Origin of the sequence: Streptomyces sp. NRRL WC-3626 (genome assembly GCF_000718785.1) — a bacterium.
GTDB lineage: Bacteria > Actinomycetota > Actinomycetes > Streptomycetales > Streptomycetaceae > Streptomyces > Streptomyces edwardsiae.
Genome location: NZ_JOCA01000004.1, coordinates 91,384 through 107,083, shown reverse-complemented (window position 1 = coordinate 107,083; position 15,700 = coordinate 91,384). Strand labels below are relative to the sequence as shown.

Here is a 15,700-nt window from a genome sequence, read left to right as displayed (position 1 = left end):
ACAGCGGGCCACGCGTGTGAAGGACGGGTTCCGGTGGGCGGGGGCGAGAACCGGTCATGCGCGGTTGCGGGCGCCCCCGTTCATTCGCCGGGGGCGAGGTCCGCGATGTGCCGCAGCCGGGGCAGGTCGCGGATGACCGTCGAGCCGTAGCCGGTCTCCAGCAGTCCCTCGTCGCGCAGTTCGCGCAGCCCCTTGTGCACGGTGGTCTCGGCGGCCCCGGTGAGCGCGGCGAGGTCGGGCTGGGTGAGCCGGCAGCCGAGGACCGCTCCGCCGTCCACCGGATGCCCGTACGTCGTCGCCAGCTCCACCAGCAGCCGGGCGAGCCGCACCTTGACCTGGTAGCCGCGGAAGTCCAGGCGCCGGCGGTTGGCCCAGCGCAGCCGGTCGGCGACGATGCCGGTGAGCGTGATGGCGACCTCGGGGCGGCGCATCAGCAGGGCCCGCAGCGTGCCCGGCTGAAGCACCCGCGCGGTCATGGGGCCGCAGGCGGTCACCGTGGCCGAGCGGGGCGCCCCGTCCATGGCGGCCATCTCGCCGACGGTGTCACCGCCGACCCGTACGGCGAGCAGTGACTCCTCCCCGTTCTCGACCCGCGCGGTGACCTTGGCGAAGCCGGACAGCAGCAGCAGGACGTGCCGGTCGTCGGCGCCCTCCCTGAGCAGCACCTCTCCCGCCTCGAACCGGGTCCGCACCCCGAGGCCGAGCAGTTCCTCCCGGTCCCCGGGCGGCAGTTTCCCCAGCAGGCTGCGGGCGGGCCACTCGGCGGAGCTGTTCTTCGGCGACGGCACGGCGGTTCCCCCGACCTGACGGTGACCCCACCGATCCTGCCCGCCCGTGGGCTTCCGCGTCAGGGGGTTAGGCTCGCGCCCATGACGACTGCGAAGAACAACGGTGCCTCTCCCCTCGATGTCGAGATCGACGCGCTGAACGGTGGCCCCGCCGGGCTCGGCCAGTACGCGGGGCGGGCCGTGCTCGTCGTGAACGTGGCCTCCAAGTGCGGGCTGACCCCGCAGTACGCCGGTCTGGAGCGGCTGCACGAGCGGTACGCGGAGCAGGGCTTCACCGTGCTCGGTGTGCCCTGCAACCAGTTCCTCGGGCAGGAGCCCGGCAGCGCCGGCGAGATCGCCGAGTTCTGTTCGGCGACGTACGGCGTGACCTTCCCGATGACCGAGAAGGTCGAGGTGAACGGGGACGGGCGGCACCCGCTGTACGAGCGGCTGACCGGGTTCGCGGACGCCGAGGGGCACAGCGGCGACATCCGCTGGAACTTCGAGAAGTTCCTGATCGGGCGGGACGGCGAGATCGTGGCCCGGTTCTCGCCGCAGACCGAGCCGGAGTCCGCGGAGGTCGTGTCGGCGGTGGAGAAGGCGGTCGGCTGACCGTTGACCTTGCCCCTGGGGCAGGGGTGAGCGTGTCCGTCGTCGGGCGGAGAGGCCGTCCGGCGACGGAGGATGTCGGCGTGGACGAGGAACTGCTGGGCATCGGGGCGTTCGCGGCGCGGGCACGGCTGTCGGCGAAGGCGCTGCGGCTGTACGACCGGCTGGGGCTGCTGGCCCCGGCGCGGGTCGACGAGGCCACCGGCTACCGGTACTACCGGGCCGGGCAGGTGGAGGCGGCCCGGCTGGTGGCGCTGCTGCGGCAGCTGGACATGCCGCTGGCCCGGATCGCCGGGGTCGTCGACACGGCCGACGGCGCCGTGGCGGCCGAGCGGCTCGCCGCGTACTGGACGGACGTCGAGACGCGGCACGCCGGGCAGCGGACGCTCGCCGAGTACCTCCGTGGACGGTTGTCGGGAAGGAACTCCGAGATGTACGGGAAGTTCGAGGTCGACACGGTGGACGTGCCGGCGCAGGTGCTGATCACCGAGTCACGGCATGTGCTGGCGGACGAGCTGCCGGCGTGGATCGGGGCCGCGCTGGGCCGGCTGGAGGAAGCGGCCGGGGAGTGCGGGGGCGCTGCGGGGACGCCGTTCGTGGCGTATCACGCGGAGGTGTCCATGGAGAGCGACGGCCCCGCGGAGGCCTGTGTGCCGGTCGCCGACGAGGCGGCGGCGCGTGCCTGGGCCGAGGGCCGGGGCCGGGCCAGGGGGACGGTCGTACGGGTGGAGCCGGCCCAGCGGCTGGCCCGGACCCGGATCACCAAGGCGCAGGTGGCGCATCCGCAGATCCTGGCCGCGTTCGAGGCGGTGGAGGAGTGGGTGAGGGCGAAGGGGCTGACACCGGCCGGCCCCTGCCGGGAGGTGTACTTCGCCGACTGGGAGGCCGCGGGCCCCGAGGACCCGGTGTGTGACGTGGCCTTCCCGGTGACCGGCGCGGCGGCCGGCTCGGCGGGCTGAGCAGAACGGGTCCGAGCCGGGAGGGCGCGGCCGAGCCCTCTCGGCTAGGACGGCGGACTGGTCGAGAGGGCCCTGTCGGTGTGCGCCCACGGGGTCCGGTGACGCCCGGAGGCGTTCGCCGGACCGGTCAGTTCCTGACCGAGGCCACGAAGGTGTTCCACGCGTCCGCGGGGAAGGCCAGCTTCGGACCCTCCGGGACCTTGGTGTCCCCGAGTTCCAGCGCCGCCTCGGTGGTCGACCTGACCATCACGCACGCGCCGTTGTTGTTGGTGTAGGAGGACGTCGTCCACGTTTCCGTGGCGCCCAGACGAATTGCCATGTTCGCTCCGTAGCCAGATGCTGAGTCGCTGTCACCGGCCCGCGTGCCCCGGCATGGACCCGGGGCCGGATTTCGCCAACCCTCACTGGTGGTTGGCGTGATCGACGCTACTCGCCAACATCCTCTTTCGGAGGAGCCGTTCACTCGACCGAGTGGCATATACCAGGGGATACTTCCATCCCTGCCTGCCCACGGTGTACCATCCCGCCGCCGTACGGCCGGTGTTCAGCGCGCGTACTCCTTCGCGAGGCGCTCGACGCGCTGCCGGGACGCCTCCACGTTCAGCGACTGGGCCCGCAGATGCTCGTACATCACCGTGTACTTCTGCACATCGTGCGGCTTCTCCAGATACAGGTCGCTGGTGACGCCCTCGATGTAGACCACGCTCGAGTCGGCCGCGTCGGCGAACTCCAGGATGGAGTACTGCCCGTTGATCCCGGCGTGCGCGCCGACCTCGAACGGCAGCACCTGCACGGTGATGTGCGGCAGCTGGGACAACTCCATGACGTGCTCCAGCTGTTCCCGCATCACCTGTCGGCTCCCGACGACGCGGTGCAGCGACGCCTCGTCCAGCACCACCCACAGCCGCAGCGGGTCCCGGTCCGCGGTGATCCGGCTCTGCCGGCGCAGCCGCACCTCGACCCGCTTGTCGTTGTCCTGCTCCGACGACTCGGGCGAGCCGCCCTGCACGATCGCCTCCGCGTACGCGCGGGTCTGCAGCAGCCCGGTGATGATCTGCGGCTCGTAGACGCGCAGCGACTCCGCGTCCGTCTCCAGCCCGATGTAGACGCTGTACGGGATGTCGCCGAAGGCGTGCCACCAGCCCTGCTGGCGCGAGTCCTTGGCCATCTGCATCAGCGACTCGACGATCCGCTGGTCCTCCACCTCGTAGACCCCGCACAGATCGCGGACGTCACGCTGGCTGATGCTGCGCCGCCCGTTCTCCAGGCGGCTGATCTTCGACTGCGACACCAGCAGCCGCTCCGCCACCTCCTCCGCGGTCATGCCCTTGACCTCGCGGAGCCGGCGCAGCTCCTGGCCCAGCCGGCGCCGCCTGACGGTGGGATTGACATTGGACGCCACGGGACGTGCACCTCCGGCTGCGTGCCTAGTACTACTTGCCACTTTGCGTGTCTGCTGTTGAGCAGACTGCCACCAAGGTGCTTCCTACCGCTGGGAAACGGTGGATATACGACAAGCACACGCCACGTCCCGGTGAACTCCCGGGTGTTGACGCGTGCCGCTGCCGGACACGGGTGCGCCGAGCGGGGCGGGGAGAACCCGTGTGTTCTCCCCGCCCCGCTCGGACTGCGGCTCCCGTGACCGGGTCTGGCCCGCCCTGGATCCGTACGGCTAGTGCACCGCGGCGCGTGCCATGGATCCGCGGTGCGGTTGCGCCGGAACACCACGGGCGGGTTCCGGTGCTCCCCGGCCGCCGGCGGGGGCCTGCCGGCCTGCCGGGGCGGGGCTGCGGCGCGGCTGGGCCGCGGCGCCGTTCTGGACGTCCATCACGGCGTGCGCCACGAGTCCGCCCATCGGGTCGTGCCGGATCAGATCCCGCAACCGGGAACGCGAGGAGCGTCCCTCGTTCCCCGGGTACAGGTGCTTGCCGAGTCCCACCGCGTGCGCCAGTGCGGCGAGCGCCGCGGTCCGCGGGTCCGGCGGGACGCCGGTGCGGATCGCGGAGTCCAGCCGGGCCCTGATCTCCCGGCTGATCTCGGTGTCCGTCGCCTGGTAGCGAGTCGTCGGCAGCACCCCGCACATCTGTCCGGCCACGGCGTGCACCATGCCGCACCGCTCCAGATGCGAGAGGTAGGTCTGGCGCAGCCCGAGTCGCGGCCCGCCGATCCAGTTGACCGCCCGTACGGGAGCGCCGCGCCTTCGCAGCAACTCCAACGCGCAGTCCAGTGTTGGGTCTCCAGTCGGCCGTGGCACCACCACGGCGATACGATCCCCGTCAGGGGCTATCCGTCCGGCCAGCGCCAGCTCCACTAGCTGTGCTCCGGCCAGACCGAGGTCGAGCGACTGCGGCTGTGCAGTGGTACCCGTGGTCGGGTCCAATGCCAGCAGCAGAAGCTCTTCCGGAAGTGTTCTGCGGCTCCTGCCCATCCATGCCTCCCCGCGTGGATGTCTGACAGGGTGACCCCTCTCACATTGGTCTGTCGAGGGTGCGTGACCACTTCGTAGTGGAACCAGTAGGTATGTCGTTCTCGTCTACCACGTGGGGGAAGTCCGCACACAGGACACTGGTACATGGTTCGGACAGCGCTGTGGAGCGTTGTCACGGGCGGCGGTTCACGGTTCGGTTGGCGCACGCGGGGCGTGCGGCGCATGGAGGAGGCATCGGTGGCGGGCGAGTCCCCCGACAGGTCGAAGCAGCGCGAGTCGTCGGCAGAACCGACGTCGGGGAGCGCGGGTCCGGTTCCCGGGAAGCGGGACCCCCGGTTGGCGGTGAGCCGCGAGGCGGCACCGGACACGGCGACGCGCGTGCTGTCGGTGCGCGAGGAGCCGCCCTCGGGCGGCGGGAACGGGGAGTCGGGCCGCCTGCGCGAGGCGGTGGCGACGTGGGTCCGCCCGGCGGACGACGAGACGACGGACAGCCCGGCTGCCCCGGGTGCCCCGGGTGCCCCGGCTGACGCCGGGGACGCTTCGGAGGGTCCGGCCGACACCGAGGGCACCTCGGGAGGTTCAGCCGACACCGAGGGCACCTCGGGAGGTTCAGCCGACACCGGGGGCACCTCGGGAGGTTCAGCCGACACCGGGGGCACCTCGGGAGACTCGGCCGACGCCCAGGGCACCTCCGGAGGTTCAGCCGACACCGAGGGCACCTCGGAAGGCTCGGCCGACGCCCAGGGCACCTCCGGAGGTTCGGCCGACACCGGGAACGACTCGGGAGGTTCCGCCGACACCGGGGAGCGGGAAATCGGTACGGTCGCGGGTGATGTCTCCGGCGACCGGGGTACGGCAGAGGCGGCGTCCGGCGCGGAGCGCGCGAGCACGGCCGAGGCGGGTTCGGTCGCGGGTGCCTCCGGCGAGGAGGGCGAGGGCGGGTCGGACCCGGCGGGCGAGGACGCCTCCGGGCGGGCGGTTGCCGCCGCGAAGTCGGAGAGCGCGGGGGACTCCCCCGAGGGCGCGTCCCGCAGCGAGGGCGAGCAGGAGAACGCCGGGGCCGGCACGGGGACGGGCGCCGACGATGCGTCCGGCACCGAAGACGGCCCCGAGACCGCCGCGCACGACGACGCGTCCCGTGCCGAGGGCCGGCGCGGGAGCGGCGCCGCACAGACCGCCGCCCCGGCCGACACGGACGCGCCCACGGCCACCGCCGAGGACGAGCCCGCCGCACGGAAGACCGGCGCGGACGCGCCGATGGCCGCAGCCGACGCGTCCGGCGCCGAGGACGAGCACGGGAACGTCCAGGCCGACTCGGACGACACCCCCGACGCCACCGCCTCCCGAGCCGACGCAGACTCCAAGAGCGCCGCGAAGGGCACCGCCGTACGGGCCGGGACGGGCGCGAGCGCGCCGGAGCCCGCGGCCGGGGCGTCCCGCGACGAGGCCGCCGGTGAGACCGGCACGGGTGCGGACGCGGCGGAGTCCGCCACGGACGCGTCCCGCGACGAGGGCGAGCGTGAGGACGCCACCCGGCCCGGCGCCTCCGGCGCCGAGGACAAGCGCGGGGGCGCCGCCTCCGAGGGCGCCGCGCAGGCCGACGACTCCGCGAAGGACGCTTCCCGCGCCGACGGCGAGGGGGGCGGCGGGGTTCCCGGGGCCCGGGGGTCCGACGACGCGGGCGCGCGGCCGAAGGGCAAGGGGCCCGTCGATCAGCCCACCGCCGTGTTCCGGACCGGGCGGGCCCCCGCGCCGGCCGTGGATCAGCCCACCACCATGCTCAAGCTGGGCGACGCGGCCCGCCGGGCGGATGCCGAGGCCGAGCGGACCAGCAGGTTCGTGGCGCTGAAGCGGGACGAGGACCTCGGTGCCCGCAAGCCGCCCGCCGCGCCCGTCCAGCCCACCGGCCCCACCACCTCGCTCCCCCAGGTCGGTCCCGAGCGGACCACGCAGCAGCCGCTGCCGCCCCGCCCGCCGCTGGATCTGCTGGCGGAGCTGACCAACACCCCGCCGCCCCCGCAGACCCCGCTGCGGACCGCGGTGCGGCGGCTCAAGATCTGGACGCCACTGGTTCTGCTGCTGGTGATCGTCTTCGGCGTCGTACAGAACTTCCGCCCGCTCCCGACGCCCACCCTGGAGCTGACCGCCGAGGACAGCTTCACCTTCGAGGGCGGCAAGGTCGACATCCCGTGGCCGGAGAAGGGGCAGGCCGCGCTGGACGTCGACGGCATCGGCACCTTCGGCTCGTCCGGCGAGCAGAAGCCCGTACCGATCGCCAGTGTCGCCAAGGTCATGACGGCGTACGTGATCCTGCGCGACCACGACCTGAAGAGCGGCGCCGACGGTCCGAAGATCAAGGTCGACGAGCTCGCCGAGAAGCAGTCCGACGCCGGTGACGAGTCCACCGTCAACGTCACGGCGGGCGACGAGATCTCCCAGCGGGAGGCGCTCGAGGCCATCCTGATCGCGTCCGCGAACAACGTGGCGCGGCTGCTGGCCCGCTGGGACGCCGGTTCGGAGAAGGCGTTCGTCGACAAGATGAACGCCGCCGCGAAGGACCTCGGCATGACGAACACGACGTACACGGACCCCTCGGGTCTGAACAACACCACCGTGAGCACCGCCGTGGACCAGGTGAAGCTGGCCAAGGCCGCGATGAAGCAGCCCGCCTTCCGCGAGGTCGCCGCGATGATGGAGTACATCGACTACAAGGGCACGAAGCACGGCAACTGGAACCGTCTGGTCGGCCACAACGACGTGGTCGGGATCAAGACCGGTACGACCACCTCCGCGCTCGGCAACCTCTCCTTCGCGGCGAAGAAGGACGTCGACGGCGAGACCCACCGGATCATCGGCGCGGTGGTGCGCCAGCCCGAGGGCGGCGTGGACAACACCATCCTGTCCGGCGCCCTGTCCGCGGGCGACCAGCTGATCCGGGCCGCGCAGGACGTACTGGAGTCGGCGACGATCCTGAAGAAGGGCACCGTCGTCGGTTACGCGGACGACGGCCTCGGCGGCCGTACGCCCGTCGCCGTCACCGAGGACGTCAAGGCCGTCGGCTGGGCGGGTCTGTCGGTGAAGCTGACGTTCACCGGCGGGGAGCTGCCGCACACGGCGAAGGCCGGCACGAAGGTCGGCACGCTCACGGTCGGCGACGGCACGAGCGGTGCCGTCAAGGTGCCGGTCGCGCTGCAGGAAGACCTCGTCGAGCCCGGTTTCGGGGACAGGCTGACGCGTCTGACCTGATCCGGGCACCGCACGGAGCCGGCGGCCGCCGCCCACCACGGGCGACGGCCGCCGGACCGCGTGCTAGCGTCACGAAACGGGCAAGCAGACGGGATACGGGGAGTGCCTTCAGGTGGCCACAGCGGAGCCGACACGCGCCGACGACGCCGAACCGGACCCGGGCTCCGGCCCGCGAATACCGCCGCCCGCGAGCGGGCGGTCCGGGACACCGCGGCCGCCCGAGGCCGCTGACCGCGCTTCCGGCCGCCTCATGACCGCCGTCCTCGCCGTCCGCGCCCGCATGCTGCGGCACCCGGTGCTGTCCGTGACCGCGCTCTCCGGTGTCCTCCACATCGTCTGGTTCTTCACGTTCGCGAACAGTGGCGGCGATCTCGCCGCGCAGGACGCGTGGGCCGAGTTCGTCGGCCGGCACCCGGACTCCGCGTACAACCTCGCCTGGTACGGCGGTATGCACCCGGTGTCGTACAGCGTGGTGTCGCCGTATCTGATGTCGGTCCTCGGGGTGCGGACCACGATGATGATCGCGGGCACCGTGTCGGCGGGCCTGCTGACCCTGGTGCTGATGCGCAGCCGGTCGGTGCGCAACCCCCTGTGGGCGGCCCTCGCGGGCGTCTTCGCGCTGCTGTGCAACGCGGCCTCGGGCCGGGTGACGTACGGACTCGGCACGATGTTCGCGCTCGGCGCGGTCGCCGTCGTCTTCTGCTGGCCCTACCGCTGGCGCTACAAGCGCTGGGCGAAGGCCCTGTGCGCGGCCCCGCTGGCGGCGCTCGCCACCATGGCCTCGCCGGTCGCCGGTCTGTTCGTGGGCCTGATCGCGGTGGCGCTGTTCCTGCAGAAGCGGCGGCCGGGCGCGTGGGCGCTGGGCCTCGCGCCCACCGCCGTGGTGGCGGTCTCGGCGTGGCTCTTCCCGTTCTCGGGGACCCAGCCGATGGGCATCGGCTCGGTGATCCTGCCGCTGCTGTACTCGATCCTGGTGTACGTCCTGGTCCCCGCGGACTGGAAGACCGTACGGATCACGTCCGCCGTGTACGGGCTGGGGATCGTGCTGGTCTGGCTGATCAGCTCGCAGATCGGGTCGAACATGACCCGGCTGTCGATGCTGTTCGGCGGGGTGGCGCTGGTGGCGGCGCTGCCGTTCACCGTGCCGAAGTCCCGCAAGTGGTACGCGGTCGTCGTCGCGATCGTCGGCTTCACCGTGTGGATCGGCTTCAAGTCGGTCGACGACGTCGTGCACACCACGCCCCGCGCGTCCTGGGCGCGCGAGCTGGCGCCGCTGGTGAACGAGCTCCAGGGGGTCGGCGCCGAGCGGGGCCGGGTGGAGGTCGTCCCCGCCGCCTCGCACCGTGAGGCCTCCGCCCTCGCCCCGTACGTCAACCTCGCCCGGGGCTGGAACCGGCAGGCCGACATGCAGCGCAACCCGCTCTTCTACGACGACACCCTCAACTCGGCGAACTACAACGAGTGGCTGAAGCGCTGGGGCGTGCACTTCGTGGTGCTGCCGAAGGACGAGCCGGACGGTGACGGCGGCCAGCGGGAGCGGGAGCTGGTGCAGCGCGGGCTGCCGTATCTGGAGCAGATCTGGGGCGACGCCAACTGGCAGCTCTTCGCGGTGAAGGACCCGACGCCGCTGGCGGAGCCGAACACGGTCGTGGAGCGGGCCGAGCAGGGCGAGTGGACGCTGCGGGTGGAGAAGGCGGGCCGGATCCTGATCCGGGTCCCGTACTCGCCGTGGCTGGGCCTCGTCGACGCCGACGGCAAACCGCTGGATCCTCCGCGGGAGACGCAGGAGTCCGAGGACCGGCCGGAGGGCGAGCCGAAGACGTACGAGAACGTCCACGGCTGTCTGCTGGAGACGGAGGAGGACACGGACGGCGACACCTGGACGACGCTGCTCGCGCCCGAGCCGGGGACATACCGCCTGGCGGCTCCGTACAAGTGGGGGGAGCGGGGCACTCCCTGCCCCGACGAGCTGCGCTGACCCCGCCTCCGTTCATGTCGATGAACGGAGGTCAGCTAGCCGAACATCTTTACTTCCCCTTGACCTTCCGCTTTCTTGTCATGATCACGCCACCGCCCCCACGATGAGCGGGCACTTCGCGGACTTCCTCGTCCCTACCCCGCTCAGGCGAAGTGCCAACCAGCTGAGTGGAGTTCACAAGGCGGACCCTGGAAGGGGGGCCATGAACGGTCTCGACTGGGCGGTGCTCATCGGCTACTTCGCCGTGATGGTCGGCATCGGTGTCTGGTCGCACAAGCGGGTGGACAACGTCAGCGACTTCTTCACGGCCGGCGGCAAGATGCCCTGGTGGCTCTCCGGCATCTCCCACCACATGTCGGGGTACAGCGCGGTGATGTTCACCGGCTACGCCGGCATCGCCTACACCTACGGCGTGACGTCCTTCGTCACCTGGTCGTTCCCCATCGCCTTCGGCATCGCCATCGGGTCGAAGCTGTTCGCCCCGCGGATCAACCGGCTGCGCTCCCGGCTCCATGTGGCCTCACCGCTGGAGTACCTGAAGAACCGCTACGACCTGAAGACGCAGCAGGCGCTGGCCTGGTCCGGCATGCTGCTGAAGATCGTGGACGTGGGCGCGAAGTGGGCGGCCATCGCCACCCTGCTGTCGGTGTTCACCGGCGTCTCCCTCAACCAGGGCATCCTCATCACCGGTGTCGTCACGGCGATCTACTGCACCATCGGCGGCCTGTGGGCCGACGCGCTGACCGAGCTGGGCCAGTTCATCATCCAACTGCTGGCCGGTATCGCGATGTTCGTCGCGGTGGTGGCCGAACTCGGCGACCACGGCGGCTTCTTCGGCGCCTGGGACGAGCCCGAACTCCAGGGACACGGGGAGCCGCTGGTCGGGCCGTACGGCACGATCTTCCTGCTGGCGTTCCTGTTCATCAAGCTGTTCGAGTACAACGGCGGCATGCTCAACCAGGCCCAGCGCTACATGGCCACCCCCAACGCCCGCGAGGCGGAGCGCTCGGCACGGCTGTCGGCGGTGCTGTGGCTGGTCTGGCCGGTGATCCTGTTCTTCCCGATGTGGATGTCACCCCTGCTGGTGGAGTCCCAGAAGCCGGACGGCTCCGACTCCTACGCCCTGATGACCGAGCAGCTGCTGCCGCACGGTCTGCTGGGGCTCGTCATCGTCGGCTTCTTCTCCCACACGATGGCCATGTGCTCCTCCGACGCCAACGCCATCGCGGCCGTCTTCACCCGTGATGTGGCGCCGGTGCTGTCGCAGAAGGCGCGGCTGTGGGGCGACCGGTCGGGGCTGATCGCGGCGCGCGTGACGACGGTGGTCTTCCTCGGCCTGTCCATGGCGGTGGCCACGCAGGTCAACTCGCCGGCCTTCAAGGACATCATCACGGTCGTCATCAAGTGGGTGGCCGGGCTGATGGGGCCGATCGCCATCCCGATGATGCTGGGGCTGCTGCGGCCGTTCCGCCGCTCCGGGCCCACGGCGGCGCTGACGAGCTGGGGGCTGGGGCTGCTGGCCTTCTGGCTGGTGAACTACCCGATCAACTGGGCGGTGGACGGCGGGGTGCCGCTGGAGTACCAGGTGTCCATTCCGCTGGCGGTGTCGTTGATGCTGTACGTGGTGATCGGGTATGTGAAGCCGGAGGACACACCGGAGCGGATGGCGATCATCGAGCGGGTGAACACGGACGACGATTCGGCCGCGGCGGCGGTTCCTTCGTCGGCGCCGGTGGGGGATCAGGGGTAGTTCTTCGCCCCCGCCGCCCCTTCCCGTTCCCGTCCCCCGGGGGCGCTGCCCCCGGACCCCCGCTCCTCAAACGCCGGAGGGGCTGGTTCTGGCCCCTCCGGCGTGGGACGGCTCACGCGCCACCCCGCGGATACCGTGCCAGCCACGCCGCCGACGCCCCCGCGGGGCCGTGCAGCGCGGCGCCCTGCGTCATCTCCATCGCGAAGTCGTCGGCCAGCTCCAGCACCGTCGGCCGGCCCTCCAGCTCCGCCAGCCACCCCGGAGGCAGAGCCGTCTCCCCGTGCAACGCCCCCAGCAGCCCGCCGGTCAACGCCCCCGTCACCGCACTCGGCCCGTCGTGGTTCACCGCCAGACACAACCCCTGCCGCACGTCCTCCCCCACCAGCGCGCAGTACACGGCGGCGGCGAGCACCCCCTCCGCCGTCGCGTTCCCGACCAGCTCCGTGACCCGTTCCGGCGTCGGCATCCCCTGCCGTACCGCCCCCAGCGCACGCTGCAGCGCGTCCGACACCGGCTGGTGCCCCGGCCGTGAGGCCAGCAGCGCGAGCGCCCGCTGCACCGCCGTGTCCAGGGTCTCGCCCCGCGCCAGGGTGTGCACGATCACCGCGTACGCGCCCGCCGCCACGTACGCCACCGGATGCCCGTGCGTCTGCGCCGCGCACTCCACGGCGAGCTGGACGACGAGCTGCGGCTCCCAGCCGACGAGCAGCCCGAACGGCGCGGACCGGGCGGTGGCCTCCGGCCCGGCCTCACCGGGGTTCTTGGGCGCCGAAGGCGTCCCCATGGTGTCGTCGCCGAGCCCGAGCAGGAGGGTGCGGACGGGCTCCCGGCGGGCGTACAGCCACTCCTCGCGGGCCAGCCAGCCGTCGTCCTTGCGCCGCTCGTCCGGTCGCCAGTCCCGCTGGGTGGCGGCCCAGCGCAGATACGCCCGGTGCAGATCGGTCGGCGGATGCCAGGCGCCGGTGTCGCGCCGTACCTGGGCGCGGATCAGACCGTCCACGGTGAAGAGGGTGAGCTGGGTGTGGTGGGTGACGGCGCCGCGCCGGCCGTAGGCGGGGGCGAGCTCGGTGAGGCCCTCCCGGCCGTGCGCCTCCCGTATCGCGGCGGTCGTCAGGGTGTCGACGGGCGCGCCCAGCGCGTCCCCCAGGGCGACCCCGAGCAGCGTTCCGCGCACCCGGCTGCGGAAGTCCTGCTGCTCGCCGCGCCCCCACACGGCCCCGGCGCCACCGCTCACCACGACCTCCCGGCACACCGTCCGCACGTACGACGCCCAGCACTGTAATCGAACGGGGACGGTCGGTTCAGGGGGTGATTCGGTACGCGGAGTGTAAGGAATGTGAACCGGGTGACCGAAAAGAACCGGTCGGTGGGATTTCAGCCGTCGTGGTGCCGTACGACGATGTCCCGCTGGGTGCGTGCCCAGGTGTAGGAGGGGTCGAGTTCCAGGGCGCGGTCCAGGTCGGACAGGGCGTCGGCGGGGCGGCCGAGGTTGAAGCGGGACACGCCCCGGCTCGCGTACGCCGACCGGTACCCGGGGTCGAGGGCGAGGGCGAGGTCGTAGGCGCCGAGTGCCTCCTCGTCGCGTCCGGCGGCACGGAGCGCGTCGCCGCGTTCGCAGTGCGCCCAGGGCGAGTCGGGCTGGAGGGCGACAGCCCGGTCCAGGTCGGCGAGCCGGCGTCCGGCCTCGCCGAGTTCCCGCCAGACGCGGGCGCGGCGGATGAGGGCCCAGCCGTAGTCGGGGTCGAGTTCCAGGGCGCGGTCGAGGGCGATGAGCGCGGCGGCGGGGGCGCCGAGGGCGAGGCGGGTGGCGCCGAGGGAGGCCCAGGCGTAGGCGTGTCCGGGGGCGAGCGTGACGGCCTCGCGCAGGTCCCGGATCGCCGCCGAGTGCAGCCCGAGGACGCGGTGGTACTCGCCGCTCAGGGCGCGGAAGCCGGCATTGCGGGGAGCCAGGCGGATCGCCTGCCGCAGGTGGGTGACGGCGGCCCGGTAGTCGCCGCGGGTGGCGGCGAGGACGGCCCGGTCCCGGTGCAGCCGGGCCGCGAGCGAGGGGGAGAGCACGGCGCCGAGGCCGATGTCGCCGGTCACCGGGACCGGCGGCTCCTCGAGGGCGACCCGCTCGTCCGCCGTGACCGGGTGGGCGCCCTGGTCCACACCCGTGACGGCCCCCGGCCACGGGCTCCCCAGCAGATCGGCGTCGTCGTGGCTGACCGCCCGCGGCCCGGGGCGGAGCCTGGACGTGAGGCCACCCGGTGCCCGGTGGCCGGCGGACGGCACGGGCACCTGGTCCAGCATCCGGTCCAGTACGGCTCCCGGGCCGCCCTGCGCGAGCGCCTCGGACAGCTCCCGCCACCAGCCGGTCACCATCGCCCAGTCCGCGTCCCGGCCCGCGTCCCCGAGCAGCCGCACCCACCGCTCGGCCACGGGCCCGCCCTGCTCGCACGCCTCCGCCAGGTCCCGGATCACCGTCCCCGGCGCCCCTGTGTCACGGGCGCACAGCAGGTGGTACGACTCGGCCAGCCGCAGTTCCCGCCACTCCTGGTCGGCCCACAGCTCACCGGAGTCCCGGCCGCCCTCGCTCTCCTCACGCCAGCGCCGGAACGTCCGGGCCAGCCGCAGATGCCGTTCGGCCCAGCCGCGCGGTGATCGGGTGCGCTGCCAGCGCAGCATCGGGGCGCGGACGACGTCGTGGTAGCGCAGTCGCGCCGCGCGCCCGTCGGTGAACGCCAGTCCGCCCAGCCAGTCGTACAGTTCGTCGCGCTGGTCCTCCGGGCAGTCGGCGGCCGCGTGGAACACGTCCGCGTCCAGCCAGCGCGGCAGCGCGCCCCAGACGGCGGCGGCCCGGCGTGCGGGGTCCCGCTCCCACTTCAGGAACCGGTCCAGCGCCGTCGCGCTCGGGTCGGGGATCTCGTCGGGTGCGGTGGGCCGGGTGCCGGCGAGGGTGGAGAGCAGGACCGGGAGGCCGCCGGTGAGCCGCAGGACCTCGGTGACGACCGGCTCGGCGGTGACGCCCCGGTCGGCGAGCAGACCGCGTGCCTCCGCGTCGGTGAAGGGGGCGAGCGGTACGACGGTCACGAGGTCGGAGAGGCCGCCCCACACGGCGGTGTCGAAGGGGTGCTGGCCGGCGGTCACGACCACGACGTTGGCGGGCAGGGCGCCGTAGCGGTCGGTCGTCATGAGGTCGTGCAGCCAGCGGTCGAGGAACGGGCCGGTGCGCTCGTACGTGTCGAAGAACAGGACGATCCACGGCACGGAGGAGGCGGCACCCGCGAGCTCCTCCGTCAGCGCCGGGGTGAGGACGCTCTCCGGGGAGACGACGAGCCGCACGTCCTCGTGGCTGCGGAAGCGTGCGCCGAGGCCGGCCCGCAACCGGTCGGCTCCCTGGGCGAGCTGGGCGGGGTCGACGGCGGTGGTGAACACGCCGACGCCCGGGATCAGCCCCAGCCCGGCCAACCCGGCCCGCGCGAGCGCCAGGCCGCCGGCCGAGGGCCCGCCCTCCGGCTCCGGGTCGAGCGCGGCGAGCGCGGCCAGTTCCGCCTCGTGCCGCCGCTCGCGGTGGGCGAGCAGCAGCTTCTCCAACTCCTTGAAACGCACGCCCTGATCGGCGGCCTGACGGCAGATCGCGGCCAGCACCTCCGGCACCCCGTCCGCGCTCTCGTCGACGTACGCCGTCAACGCGCCCCGCTCACGCGCCAACTGCTCGAACTCCCGGACCAGGAAGGTCTTCCCGACGCCCGCGTCGCCGTGCACATGGAACAGGAACCGGTGCCGGTCGTCCTCGGGCGGAAGGTCGAAGTTGCCCCGGAACACCTCGCGTTCGGCACTGCGGGCCACCAGTCCGGCGCGCCGGCGCGCCTGGACGATCTGCTGCATCGACAGCCGTGCCTGCGCCACGCGTACGTCCCCTCACCGAGTCCCGACGCCCTCATTCTGGCCCAACTCCCCCGGGTAGGGGCCGTCGTACGG

At 72.6% G+C, this 15,700-nt stretch carries 11 protein-coding genes; 5 read left to right on the top strand and 6 right to left on the bottom strand.

Features of this window, described 5'->3' with window-relative positions; translation table 11 throughout:
* Window positions 1–80: 80 nt before the first annotated feature.
* Window positions 81–788, bottom strand: a complete 708-nt coding sequence (locus IF28_RS0108185) for a Crp/Fnr family transcriptional regulator (RefSeq protein ID WP_030216090.1) — start codon at window positions 786–788, stop codon at window positions 81–83.
* A gap of 81 nt (window positions 789–869) precedes the next feature.
* On the opposite strand from IF28_RS0108185, the gene IF28_RS0108180 reads away from it, so the two are divergent.
* The gene (locus tag IF28_RS0108180; protein ID WP_030216088.1) at window positions 870–1,379 is read left to right on the top strand and encodes a glutathione peroxidase; all 510 of its coding nucleotides are present in this window, start codon (window positions 870–872) and stop codon (window positions 1,377–1,379) included.
* An 80-nt stretch (window positions 1,380–1,459) separates the two neighbouring features.
* Window positions 1,460–2,335 carry a MerR family transcriptional regulator gene (locus tag IF28_RS0108175; RefSeq protein WP_030216086.1) on the top strand — a complete coding sequence of 292 codons (876 nt, stop codon included), beginning with the start codon at window positions 1,460–1,462 and terminating at the stop codon, window positions 2,333–2,335.
* Between the two features lie 127 nt (window positions 2,336–2,462).
* Here IF28_RS0108175 and IF28_RS0108170 read toward each other — a convergent pair whose 3' ends face one another.
* From IF28_RS0108170 to IF28_RS0108160, 3 genes are all read right to left on the bottom strand, one after another.
* Window positions 2,463–2,654: a DUF397 domain-containing protein gene (locus IF28_RS0108170; protein ID WP_030216084.1), complete on the bottom strand. Its 192-nt coding sequence runs from the start codon at window positions 2,652–2,654 to the stop codon at window positions 2,463–2,465.
* A 225-nt stretch (window positions 2,655–2,879) separates the two neighbouring features.
* Window positions 2,880–3,737 carry a helix-turn-helix domain-containing protein gene (locus IF28_RS0108165; RefSeq protein WP_030216082.1) on the bottom strand — a complete coding sequence of 286 codons (858 nt, stop codon included), beginning with the start codon at window positions 3,735–3,737 and terminating at the stop codon, window positions 2,880–2,882.
* Window positions 3,738–4,007: 270 nt separating this feature from the next.
* Entirely contained in the window at window positions 4,008–4,763 is a 756-nt protein-coding gene (locus IF28_RS0108160) for a GOLPH3/VPS74 family protein (RefSeq protein WP_030216080.1), read from the bottom strand.
* A gap of 222 nt (window positions 4,764–4,985) precedes the next feature.
* Here IF28_RS0108160 and IF28_RS39785 point away from each other — a divergent pair, with 222 nt between their 5' ends.
* The 3 genes from IF28_RS39785 to IF28_RS0108145 all read left to right on the top strand — a co-directional run bounded on the left by IF28_RS39785 (window position 4,986) and on the right by IF28_RS0108145 (window position 11,737).
* Complete coding sequence (locus tag IF28_RS39785) at window positions 4,986–8,009, top strand: serine hydrolase (protein ID WP_234325028.1); 3,024 nt, start codon at window positions 4,986–4,988, stop codon at window positions 8,007–8,009.
* A gap of 112 nt (window positions 8,010–8,121) precedes the next feature.
* The gene (locus IF28_RS0108150; protein WP_030216076.1) at window positions 8,122–9,987 is read left to right on the top strand and encodes an MFS transporter; all 1,866 of its coding nucleotides are present in this window, start codon (window positions 8,122–8,124) and stop codon (window positions 9,985–9,987) included.
* A 202-nt stretch (window positions 9,988–10,189) separates the two neighbouring features.
* Window positions 10,190–11,737 carry a sodium:solute symporter family protein gene (locus IF28_RS0108145; RefSeq protein ID WP_030216075.1) on the top strand — a complete coding sequence of 516 codons (1,548 nt, stop codon included), beginning with the start codon at window positions 10,190–10,192 and terminating at the stop codon, window positions 11,735–11,737.
* Between the two features lie 112 nt (window positions 11,738–11,849).
* Here the strand turns inward: IF28_RS0108145 and IF28_RS0108140 are convergent, their stop codons facing one another.
* Both IF28_RS0108140 and IF28_RS0108135 read right to left on the bottom strand, forming a co-directional pair.
* A complete protein-coding gene (locus IF28_RS0108140; protein WP_030216073.1) occupies window positions 11,850–12,971 on the bottom strand; it encodes an ADP-ribosylglycohydrolase family protein in 1,122 nt (373 codons plus the stop codon).
* Window positions 12,972–13,111: 140 nt separating this feature from the next.
* Window positions 13,112–15,628, bottom strand: a complete 2,517-nt coding sequence (locus IF28_RS0108135; RefSeq protein ID WP_234325027.1) for a tetratricopeptide repeat protein — start codon at window positions 15,626–15,628, stop codon at window positions 13,112–13,114.
* Window positions 15,629–15,700 lie beyond the last annotated feature (72 nt).

Excerpts from the sequence above, each read along its gene's own strand:
- IF28_RS0108145 (WP_030216075.1), top strand. The coding sequence starts at position 10,190 with ATGAACGGTCTCGACTGGGCGGTGCTCATCGGCTACTTCGCCGTGATG.
- IF28_RS0108160 (WP_030216080.1), bottom strand. The coding sequence starts at position 4,763 with ATGGGCAGGAGCCGCAGAACACTTCCGGAAGAGCTTCTGCTGCTGGCA.
- IF28_RS39785 (WP_234325028.1), top strand. The coding sequence starts at position 4,986 with ATGGAGGAGGCATCGGTGGCGGGCGAGTCCCCCGACAGGTCGAAGCAG.
- IF28_RS0108180 (WP_030216088.1), top strand. The coding sequence starts at position 870 with ATGACGACTGCGAAGAACAACGGTGCCTCTCCCCTCGATGTCGAGATC.
- IF28_RS0108170 (WP_030216084.1), bottom strand. The coding sequence starts at position 2,654 with ATGGCAATTCGTCTGGGCGCCACGGAAACGTGGACGACGTCCTCCTAC.